This window comes from Frankia sp. Mgl5 (assembly GCF_023242985.1).
Lineage (GTDB): Bacteria > Actinomycetota > Actinomycetes > Frankiales > Frankiaceae > Parafrankia > Parafrankia soli.
Map to the genome: position 1 here is coordinate 1 of NZ_JALKFY010000691.1, position 10,459 is coordinate 10,459.

Here is a 10,459-nt window from a genome sequence, read left to right on the forward strand (position 1 = left end):
GGACTGGTACAACCACCGACGCCTACATGGTGAGATAGGCCACATCCCACCAGTCGAATACGAAGCTAACTACTACCCGACAGCCCAGAAACCCCAGGCCACAGTCACAACCTAGAGCCTCCAACCTTCCCGGGGCGGTTCATCCGCCGGGACACCGGTAGCGACACCGACGAGGGCTACCGCGCGCATGTCCAGGAACAGGCCAGCCTGACCGCGCAACTCGAAGAGACCGACCGGCTGCGCCGCGATCTGGTCGACACCGTCGCCCACGAGTTCCGCGCACCGCTCGCCGGCATCCGCGCCGTCCTGACCGACGCCCGCACCGGAGAGGCGTCCGGCGGCACGCTGGCCGGCCGGCTCGACACGGCGATCGACAGCACCCGTCAGCTTGAACGGCTCCTGGAGAGCATGGTCACCGCGACGACTGCCGGGCACACCGACATCAACGCCAGCGATCTCGCCGCGGCTCTCGCCGACGTCCAGACCGTGCTGCGCGCCACCCCCACGGGCCATGCGGTCGTCGTGGACGCCCCCACGCATCTGCCTGTCCGGATGGACGGCGCCACCCTGCGTCAACTTCTGGGTAGCCTCGTCGACACCGTCCTGCGTGCCACACCAGCTGAGGTCCCCGTCCATATCGGCGCCGGTCAGGTCGGCACCGACCTGATCGTTCTCCGGATCCGCACAGCCATCCACTTCTCCGACGACATTGAAACCAGCACGCTGGCAGCCCCCTCCGTGGCGGGAATCCGCTACGTCATCGAACAGGTCGTCTCCGCCCACGGCGGCCGGCTGCGCACCGATACCCGCTACAACGACGGAGTCTTCGACATCCTCGAGATCGAGCTCCCCGCCGCCGGCCTCCCCGCGGTCCCACCACCCGGCCCCACCGCAGCCCCTCACCGGCCCCGCGATCCAGCCGCAGCCCCCGCGACCGCGACGCCAGCCCGAATATGAGAGCACCGATCGTTCGCTGGAGATGGCGCAGCCGCCGATCATGCCGTCTGCGTGATGAGTCGTCCGCGTCACGTTGCCGAAGCATCTTCATGTGATGTGTTGTGCACGAATAGTAGCTTGTTGGTTCATTTGGGGTTCTTCGCCTTCGCGGCGATGCCCGGGTGCTCGCCGTACTCGTCCGTCTCCGGCTCGCCGGGCGTGGGGGCATCCGGCGAGGTCGCCGTTGGAGGATCGGGTGTTTCCATGACTGGCGACGGTGGCGTTCGGCGGCGCGCTTCTCGCCGCGGTTGTCCAGGGGTTCACGGCGGCGTTGGGCTGGTGGACGCTGCCGCTCGGGATCCTCGTCGTGCTGGCGGCTGTAGGGGCCTGCTCGCGGTGCGTGCTCGGTGATGGACCGGCCTCGGAACTGGAACGACGAACCGGCGTCATCGGTGCATCCTGGCGACTGCGGCTGGCGGCCGGTTCATCGGACTTTTTCCGGATGGTCCAGTGGGCGCGCCGGGTCGGTCCCGGCGCTTCCGGACCCCCGGGTGCGACGCGCTCTGTGGCGATCCGGTCACAGGCCGATGTTTCGTATTACGATATCGGATGTGGAGATCCACCGTTCGGCGCGTAAGCACAGTGTGGCCGATGCGGACATCATCCACGCTGCGGCGGGGTACCTGGTCGGCTACTCGCTGGACGATGAGAGCCCGTAGCGGGAGCTTCGGTTGGGTCCGGATCGGGCGGGCAACCTTCTGGAGATCGTTGTCCTGCTCCTTGACGACGGCACCGAGATGATCATCCACGCGATGCGTATGCGTCCGAAGTATCGGGGTCTCCTGCCGTGATGAGGAGGGGTGAGATGACGGGCGAGACAGGGAGTGTCCCCATGTCAGGTGAGGTGCCGGTTACTGACGAGCTCGTGGCGCGGCTTGCTGGGGAGGCCGAGGCCGGCTATGACGTGGAGGTTCTGCGGCGCCGGGGTGGGCGGCGGCCGATCGGGTCGGCGCCGGGCGAGGTCGTGCCGGTGCGGCTTGATCTGGAGCTGCGGGCGGTCCTGGCGAGCCGCGCGGCTGCTGACCACACAAATGCCAGCAAGGTGATCCGGCAGGCCCTCCGCGCCTGGCTCGACGTTGCCTGACAGTGTGAGACTCGTGGGGGAAAGGTCTGCGTTCCCATGCCGTGATCCTGTGTCCGCTCGTCCAGGAGATCCGGCAGTGCTGTGATGTGTGTGATTTTCGTCATGTTGGGTATCTCGGAATCGTGTCGATAGAGATCGTTTAGGTGCAACTCAATTGTGGGCCCGACGCTCCGCGATGACCTGTATTTATGCAGGTGAAGTACGGTGTTAGCCTTATATCTGCTTACAAGCGAGTGGTCGCAGGTTCGATCCCTGCCGCGCCCACGCGCTGGTTCCGCGTGCTTGTCGATCCTTTGGATCGCCTGCGGCACAGCCGCAATGTTAGCCGGGGGGCGACCCCCCGACGGGCGCCTGCGGCGCTTCTGGGGTCGGGAAAACTGGCCGTTTGGAACAACGTGCCCGGGGGCAGCCCTTGCGACCGGTTCCGGTAGATGGCGGGGTTTCAGCCGCGCAATTCGGCAGGGCGCACGGTAGAACATCCCTATGGCACTACCTCCTGGGGCGGCGTCCCCACCACAGGCTGCGTCCCTGCGAGGCCTCTCACGGCCCGCGTCCGACAGTCTCCGACAGGCTGTCGAGGTCTTCGGCGGACGGTTGAATACGGCCGACCCGGCGGCCTTGGCGGGTCTGTCCCCGTGCGAGGGGTGGACGGGTGCGGATGTCGTGGCGCATGTTGCCCGTAACCTCCTGGGGTTCTCGGAGGCTCTGCGAGGCGGTGACTACCGCGTCGCGGACACTCCGCCGGGCCTTGATCCACACCGAGAATGGGTTCTGGCTCGGGACCGAGCTCTGACCGACCTTGCCGCCTTCGAAGCGCGAGGGATTCCTGACATGCAGGTGCGGGTTGGACAGGAGACGCTCTCCGCTGAGTTCCTGCTGGTCGCACTCGTGCGGGACGTGACGATTCACGCCTGGGATCTTGCTCGCGCCGTCGGCGGAGACGATCAGCTACCGGATGATCTGGTGGAGGCCGTGCTCGCGGACATGCCCGCGATCACCGAGCAGATGCGAGCATCGGGGCGCTACGGTTACATCATCCCGATGCCGCAGGAAGCGGGGGCGCAGGAGCGCATGCTCGCCCTCGCCGGCCGGGCGGTGTGCTGACGCCGTCGGATATCCCGGCCCTACCGAATTGCATGATTGGATCTCCGCACTCCCGAGGCCGGTCACAACCATTCGCCCGGGGAGTGGCTCATCCGCGCGGTGGGCTGCTGCCGCGAGTCGCTTGATCGTTGTTCTTCGCGCACCACGCCCGACGTGCGCTTGGGCGGTGTCGTCCGGATTCGGGTGGGACGCCGGGCCGGTGGAACGCGACGCCTCGCGGCGAACGGCGCGCCAGGCCTGTGGTGCAGGTTCGTCTGTCTTGTCGCAGCCGCAGCCGCCCGAGAGCGGCGCGTTTCCGTAGGGGTGTGGCGCCTGCGTGGTCTCGGTGGTCGAGTCGATGACCATGTTTATTGCTTAGAGAAACTTCATATGTACTCTACGTCGCACACGGTCGAAGGGATCGATCGTGATGTAGACCTCGTGAAGGAAAATCATGGTCACGACTCACCCTTCAACCACCAGCCGCGGAAGTGGCGCCCGATCACGACTAGTCCGGGCTCTTGCCGTCGTCGGAGGGACGTCCGTTCTGATCGGTATGGCCGGGGTCGCGAGCGCCAGCGCGGCCACGCCCACGGTCTCACTGGGCACCGCTGCCAGCTACGCGGTGCTCGCCGGGAGCACGATCACGAACACCGGCGCCACCACTGTGAACGGCGATCTGGGGCTCAGTCCCGGTACCGCTGTGACCGGGTTCCCTCCCGGGCAGGTGACCGGGATCATTCATCAGGCCGACAGCGCGGTGGGGCAGGCAAAAGTCGACCTGGGCATCGCCTACGACGCCGCCGCGGCGACTCCGACCACCGCCACGATCCCTGTCGAACTCGGCGGGACAACCGTGACTCCCGGCGTGTATGCCTCCCCGGCGGGCACGTTCGGGATCACCGGCACGGTGACCCTCGACGCTGAAGGCGACCCGAACGCCGTGTTCATCTTCAAGGCCGCGTCCACCCTCATCACCGCGTCCGCGAGTCAGGTGAAACTGATCAACGGAGCCCAGGCGTCCCGCGTCTACTGGGTGGTCGGTAGTTCCGCGACGCTCGGCACGTACTCCATTCTCGGCGGGAACGTCCTGGCACTCACCTCGGTCACTGTCACCACCGGGGTGACCGTCGACGGGAGGATCCTGGCCCGCAACGGCGCGGTCACGCTCGATTCCGACATCATCACGCGTCCGGTCACTACCCAAGGGCCCGTCAGCACTACCACCAGCCTCGGTGTGTCACCGAACCCGGCACCGACGGGACAGCCCGTCACCATTACCGCCAGCGTGGCAGCCGGCGCCGGGACGGCCATTCCAACCGGGCTTGTCGCTTTCACCGACGGGTCCGCGCTCTTGAATGTCGTTTCCCTCGACAATGCCGGAGTCGCGAAGTTCACCACTTCGGCTCTGAGCGCCGGCCTCCACCAGATAAAAGCTATCTACATAGGGGTTTCCGGATTCACCGCCAGTGTCTCGCCTGACACTTATCAACTCATCGGATACTGATCATCCGATCTGCGTACGTCGCTGGCCTGGGGGCGATCCCTCCAGGTCGGTGACGACCGCTTCCGGGACGGCTTCGGGATTCTCATCGGTTCGACGCAGTCCGGACGGAAGCATCCGGGGTGCGCGGCAGAGGTCGGGAGCTCTGCCGCACCGGCGGCGGACTCGGTGCTCGTGGGCAATCGCCTCTTACATCCCCGGCGGGATGACGTTGACGGGTGATGATGTGAACCCGGCGTCCGAGGGCGCGCCTGTGTCGACCTCGGTCCTGTGGCGGAGTTGCCAGGCCCGGGTACCCAGGGGCAGCCGACCTTCAAGCCGAGACTCGACTGGGCTGGTACCGCAGAGCGACCGCCCCCGACCGGAACTCCTGGCGCTCCACGAGCTTCAGCTCGAGCCGCTCGTTCAGGCCGGCGAACAGCGTCGGCCCGTGGCCCGCCAGGACGGGCTGCACGACGAACTCGTACTCATCGATCAGTCCCAGATCCGCCAGGGCCAGCGGGAGGGTCACGCCTCCCACGAACAGGCCTCTGCCGGGCTCCTGTTTGAGCTGCTGAACGGCTTTCCCCAGGTCACCCCGCACGAGCTCCGCGTTCCAGTCGACCCGGTCCAGGGTGCCCGACACGACGTACTTCTTCGCCCCGTCGATCGTCCGGGCGAAGGGGACCATCCAGTCAGCCATCCAGTCGGGCCACGTTCCCGTCGCCGGCTGCCGCCACGCCGTCTCCATCATCTCGTAGGTCACCCGGCCGAGGAGAAGGGCATCGGCTCGTTCCAGGCTGGCGGCCCAGTAGCGATGCGACTCCTCGTCCGGGATCCCTACCCGGTGGTCGCAGCAGCCGTCGAGGGTGACGTTGATCGAGTATCGGAGCGGTCTCATGGGTTGCTCTCCCTTGCTGCGGTCGCGGGCACCTGACGGTCCGTGATCAGACCGGCGCCGCCGCCGGTTCTCATCGGTCCCCCGTTCGGATTTGCTGGGCGGGCGCGAGGCTCGCGCAGGATCCCGTCCAGGATCGTCTGCTGCAACGCTCGCCGTACCAGCCTGGTATGACCGCGATCACTTCCACTGCCTGTCGAGTCGGCGGGCCGGCGCTCACCCCGAGCGCTGCTCGGCTGACGTCTGGCCCGAGGCTGGCGTTGCCGGCGGGGCCTGGTCCCCGGCAGGGGCCTGAGCCGGCGTGGCACCAGTTGGCATGTCACCGGTCGGGGCGGCACCGGTCGGGCCCGCGCCGGTTGTCGGGGCCTGCTGGGGGACGGCGGCGAAGTCCTTGCCGCGGATCAGGGCGAGGGCCAGGGCGCCGCCGAGGATCGCCAGGATGCCGGCCGTGATGAACAGGTCGTTCAGCGCACCGGCGAAGCTGGCGTGGATCGCGTCGGTCAGCGCGGGCCGGGCCGCGGCCGGGGCGGCGCCGATCACCTGGCCCGCGCCGCCGCCGTGCACCGCGTCGGCGATCTGGTCCGTCTGCCCGGCCAGCGCCGGGACGCCCGCGAGCCGGTCATCGAGGCCATGCGCGAGCTGGGCGGTGAAGATCGAGCCGTAGGCGGCGGTGCCGACCGCGATGCCGACCTGGCGGAACGTGGTGTTCACCCCCGACGCCATGCCGGACCGGAACGGGTGCACGACGCCGACCGCCGTCGAGGCCAGTGGTGGGTTCACCAGACCCGACCCGGCGCCCGCGACGACGAGACCCGGAATGAGGTGCGTCCAGTCGGATCCGGCGTCCAGGCCGGCCATCAGCAGCAGCCCGGCACCGACGAGCATGAGGCCCGGGCCGATGAGCCAACGGACCGGCACGACCGTCGACAGCCGCCCGGCCGCGGCCGACACGACCATCGCCGTCGCGGAGAGGAGCAGCATCCGCAGGCCGGCCCCGAGCGCCGAGTAGCCCAGGTCGTTCTGCAGGTAAACCGTCAGGTAGAGCAGCATCGCGTACAGCGAGCCGTTCATCGCGAACGCGGCGACCGAGCCGCCGAGGAACGTCGGGATCCGCAGCAGCGACAGGTCGAACATCGGGTGAGCCACCCGCGTCTCGGCCACGGCGAACGCCACGAGGAGCACCGCCGCCAGGACGAGACAGATGATCACGCCGCCGTCGCCCCAGCCGTCCTCGCTGGCCCGGATCAGCCCGTATACGAGCGCGACCAGCCCCGAGGTCAGCGTCGCGAACCCGGCCCAGTCCGGCCGGTGGGCGTGCGGGGCGCGCGACTCGCCTACCTTCCGCAGCGCGATCGCGATCGCGGCGACACCGACCGGCAGGTTCACCCAGAAGATGCCCCGCCAGCTCACTCCGCTGGTGATCAGACCGCCGAGGATCGGGCCGAGCGCGGTCGACACGCCGGCGACCGCGCCCCACGCGCCGAACGCGACGCCGCGCTCCCGGCCGTGGAAGTTCATCGCGAGCAGCGCGAGCGACGTGGAGAACAGGATCGCTCCGCCGACACCCTGCAGCGCCCGGGATCCGATCAGCATCAGCGGCGTCTGCGCCGCCGCGCACAGGGCGGAGCCGGCGGTGAAGATCCCCAGGCCGATGAGGAACAGCAGCCGGCGGCCGTACCGGTCGGCGAGCGACCCGGAGGTCAGCAGCAGCGCCGCGAGTGTGAGCGCGTAGGCGTCGACGACCCACTGCACGTCGCTGAAGCTGGTGTTCAGCTCCTGCTGGATGTCGGGCAGCGCCACGACGACGATCGTGATGTCAAGCAGGAGCATGAACGTCGACGCCAGCACCGCGACCAGCGTCCACCATTTGCGTTCCATCGACCCTCACACGTCCCCTTCGGACCGGGCGCCGGCCCCGCGACCTGGGCGACCTCGCCCGCGGGACCGCCCCGCGACGCCGGTCTCCACTCTGCCGGCCGCCAGGAAACGAACCGCTGGATGTGGCACGCTGTGTAGATTTCCATCCGTGATGACGGCCGTCCTGCGGGAATCCGACACGACGCGGGCTCGACACGTGGTGACCGACCCAGACGACCTGCGGATCATCCGTGCACTGCAGCTCGCGCCGCGAGCGTCCTTCGCGCGGATCGCGGCCGTGCTGCGCCTGTCCGAACGGACGGTCGCCCGGCGCTACGGCGCCCTGCGCCGCGACGGGATCCTGCGGATCTTCGGCGTGCTGAACCCGGCCACGACGGGCGAGCATCCGTGGAGCGTCCGGGTGCACTGCCGTCCTGACAGCGCCGAGGCGCTGGCCGCGGCGCTGGCGCGGCGCGACGACATCGCGTGGGTGCTCCTGTCCGCGGGCGGATCCGAGGTGACGTTCGCGATCCGGTCGCTGTCGGCCGAGCAGCGCGACACCCTGCTCACCCGCCGGCTGCCCCGCGCGGCCCATGTCCTGGACGTCGAGGCCTCCGTCCTGCTGCACTACTTCGTCGGCCAGCACTCCGACGACTGGGGAGCGCTGGCCGGGTATCTGGACACCGACGAGACAGCCGCGCTGCGCGCTGCCGCCACCACGTGGTCCGCCGTCCCCGCGCCGCGGCCTGTGCCGTTGGAGCCGGCCGACGAGGCGATCGCCGCCGTACTGGCCCGCGACGGCCGCGCGAGCTACGCGGAGCTGGCCGCCGCGGCGGGGATGAGCGAGGGCCGGGTCACCCGCCGGCTCGGCGCGCTGCTGCAGAGCGGCGCGATGCACCTCGACATGGACCTGGCCATGACCGCGCTCGGCTACAGCGCGAAGGCCCACCTCTACATGGGAGTCAGCCCGGCACGGCTGCACGAGACCGGCCAGGCGCTCGCCGACCTGCCGGAGGTCGCGTTCGCCGCGGCCCGGTCCGGCCGGCACAACCTGGTGGCCTCCGTCGTCTGCCGCGACCTGGCCGATCTCTACGCCTTCACCACCCGCCGCGTCGGCCAGCTCGACGGCATCCAGACCCTGGAGATCTCGCCGGTCTTCCGCACGGTCAAGCAGTCCGGAGCCTGGACCGACGACGGCCGTCTGGTCGAACCGCCCCTCGCCCACCGCCCGCGCCGCCAGCCGGCCTGACCGACGAGCTCGTGGCGCGGCTTGCTGGCGAGGCCGAGGCCGGCTACGACGTGGAGGTTCTGCGGCGCCGGGTGGGCGGCGGCCGATCGGGTCGGCGCCGGGCGAGGTCGTGCCGGTGCGGCTTGATCCGGAGCTGCGTGCGGCCCTGGCGAGTCGGGCGGCTGCGGATCACACGAATGCCAGCGAGGTGATCCGGCAGGCCCTCCGTGCCTGGCTCGACGTCGCCTGACGGCGCGAAGACCCATCGACGGAGCACGCTGTTTTCGTCGGGTGAACCAGTGCGGACCGCTCGGGAGGTTCGACGGCGCCGTGATAGGCGTGATATCCATCATGTCGAGTTCTCGGCATCGCTTCGAAGGAGATCGTTTAGCAACAATGCAATTGTCGCCCTGCCGCTCGGCGGTAACCTGCGTTTATGCAGGTCGGGCGTACGTGTGCCCCGTGGCGCCTTACAGGCGAGTGGTTGTCGGGCGCTACAGCAGTTCGCCTCCTGGCTCGTAGGAGAAGGAGGACCTCGAACGGAACCCGATGGGCCGGATGCGAACGCCACACAGAGAACTCGCGATGGATTCGGTCACATAGCGGCGGATGTCTGCGAGCGGGTGCGGGTGAACTCCTGCGGGTCGAGGATCTCCCAGGCCGCCTGCCCGATCGCGAGGACACCGCGTGCCGGAAGCGGGACGTCACCAATCGTCGGGTTGTCCCGCAACCGAATCGGACGGCCGAGGTCTGCGCCGTCGACGGTGGCGGTCGCGTCGTCGATGAGGTACATCCGCTGTGGCATGAGGATGCCGGTGTGCCCGCTGGGCATGACACCAGCCAGTTGCAGCCGGCCGAGCCCCAGAGCCCTCGACAGCCGCTCCCGAGCGTGCAACATCGTGGGGGATCGCCACGTGGACAGCGGCAACGCACCATTGACACTGTTGAGGAACCGCAACAGCGGTGTCTGCACCGCGGTGAACTGCCAGTCCAGAGCCGGCGAGTCCAAGCGCACCCTGAGCGTGGCCGGACCGACCCACTCCAGGTCGAGGCGCCCGTGGCCCGTGTAGTCGCACGCAGGGCCGTAGTAGCGCGGACAGGCCGCGTCCAGCCGTGGACCATCGACATAGATCGACCAGTGTCCGCCCGGATCGCGGTGCCACAGCGTCCGGTACGGGCTGAAATCGTTCTCCGGGAAGACCCGCAGCGCCAGCACATGGCCGGTGTCGAAGGGCAGCCCGAATACCCCCCAACCCTTCACGTACTCATATCCCGGCCACGGCGCCTTACCGCGAACGGCGGGAAGGTCACGCAGCTTGTGGCGTAGATCCAGCATCTCCCTCGCCTCCTCGGGATTCAGGCTGACAGACCTGGCCTCGACGGGCAAGGCCGCGTCCAGTCAGGTGGCATACAAGGTGTGACTCCGCATGATCCTGGGTCGCCGGGATCCATCGGGAGCGCCAGCATCATGCCGGGATCTGCGAGATATTTTGTTCGACCTATTTTCTTTTCGATACACGACACCGCCGGTTGGGGCCGTGTTGGCGCACGGCCCCAACCGGGGCCCCTTCACCCACCTGTCTCCACCAACCAGCGGCGCATGCGCCTGCTGGAGTGGGCACGGCCATGACCTTCACTGAGGTCGACACGATGCCCCAGGCGTCCCGCGGCAGTGGCGGACGACCGGACCGATTTTGTAAGGCGGGGGTCTGCTCATGTGTCGGCACCGGCATCCAGACCCGCCTCGGACAGCCAGGGCTCCGGCACGCTCGCGGTTTGACGGGTAGACCGGGTCAGATCTGATTTGGTGTGGGTCGGGCTGGTAGTGGT

At 68.6% G+C, this 10,459-nt stretch carries 8 protein-coding genes and 3 pseudogenes; 8 read left to right on the plus strand and 3 right to left on the minus strand.

The features are described from left to right. Positions 1-294: 294 nt before the first annotated feature. From MXD62_RS40910 to MXD62_RS25960, 6 genes and pseudogenes are all read left to right on the plus strand, one after another. A pseudogene (locus MXD62_RS40910) lies at positions 295-354 on the plus strand (hypothetical protein); the annotation flags it as partial. 54 nt (positions 355-408) lie between these two features. Further along, complete coding sequence (locus MXD62_RS25945) at positions 409-957, plus strand: hypothetical protein (protein ID WP_248832039.1); 549 nt, start codon at positions 409-411, stop codon at positions 955-957. A gap of 590 nt (positions 958-1,547) precedes the next feature. Beyond that, positions 1,548-1,787, plus strand: a pseudogene (locus tag MXD62_RS40915) (hypothetical protein). Positions 1,788-1,801: 14 nt separating this feature from the next. Next, positions 1,802-2,080 (plus strand): CopG family transcriptional regulator, encoded by a 279-nt coding sequence (locus MXD62_RS25950; RefSeq protein ID WP_248832040.1) that lies wholly within the window; start codon positions 1,802-1,804, stop codon positions 2,078-2,080. A 483-nt stretch (positions 2,081-2,563) separates the two neighbouring features. Next, positions 2,564-3,184 (plus strand): TIGR03086 family metal-binding protein, encoded by a 621-nt coding sequence (locus MXD62_RS25955; RefSeq protein ID WP_248832041.1) that lies wholly within the window; start codon positions 2,564-2,566, stop codon positions 3,182-3,184. Positions 3,185-3,719: 535 nt separating this feature from the next. Next, positions 3,720-4,670, plus strand: coding sequence for an ice-binding family protein (locus tag MXD62_RS25960; protein WP_248832042.1), 951 nt, complete (start codon positions 3,720-3,722; stop codon positions 4,668-4,670). 310 nt (positions 4,671-4,980) lie between these two features. Here MXD62_RS25960 and MXD62_RS25965 read toward each other — a convergent pair whose 3' ends face one another. Continuing rightward, on the minus strand, positions 4,981-5,547 hold the full coding sequence (locus MXD62_RS25965; RefSeq protein WP_248832043.1) for a dihydrofolate reductase family protein: 567 nt from the start codon (positions 5,545-5,547) through the stop codon (positions 4,981-4,983). 213 nt (positions 5,548-5,760) lie between these two features. Next, complete coding sequence (locus tag MXD62_RS25970; protein ID WP_248832044.1) at positions 5,761-7,422, minus strand: MFS transporter; 1,662 nt, start codon at positions 7,420-7,422, stop codon at positions 5,761-5,763. Between the two features lie 151 nt (positions 7,423-7,573). Here MXD62_RS25970 and MXD62_RS25975 point away from each other — a divergent pair, with 151 nt between their 5' ends. Continuing rightward, positions 7,574-8,650: an Lrp/AsnC family transcriptional regulator gene (locus MXD62_RS25975; protein ID WP_248832047.1), complete on the plus strand. Its 1,077-nt coding sequence runs from the start codon at positions 7,574-7,576 to the stop codon at positions 8,648-8,650. Continuing rightward, positions 8,647-8,879, plus strand: a pseudogene (locus MXD62_RS40920) (ribbon-helix-helix protein, CopG family). Before MXD62_RS25975 ends, MXD62_RS40920 begins: the two are co-directional and overlap by 4 nt. Before the next feature lie 345 nt (positions 8,880-9,224). Here MXD62_RS40920 and MXD62_RS25985 read toward each other — a convergent pair. After that, on the minus strand, positions 9,225-10,016 hold the full coding sequence (locus MXD62_RS25985) for a hypothetical protein (RefSeq protein ID WP_248832046.1): 792 nt from the start codon (positions 10,014-10,016) through the stop codon (positions 9,225-9,227). Positions 10,017-10,459 lie beyond the last annotated feature (443 nt).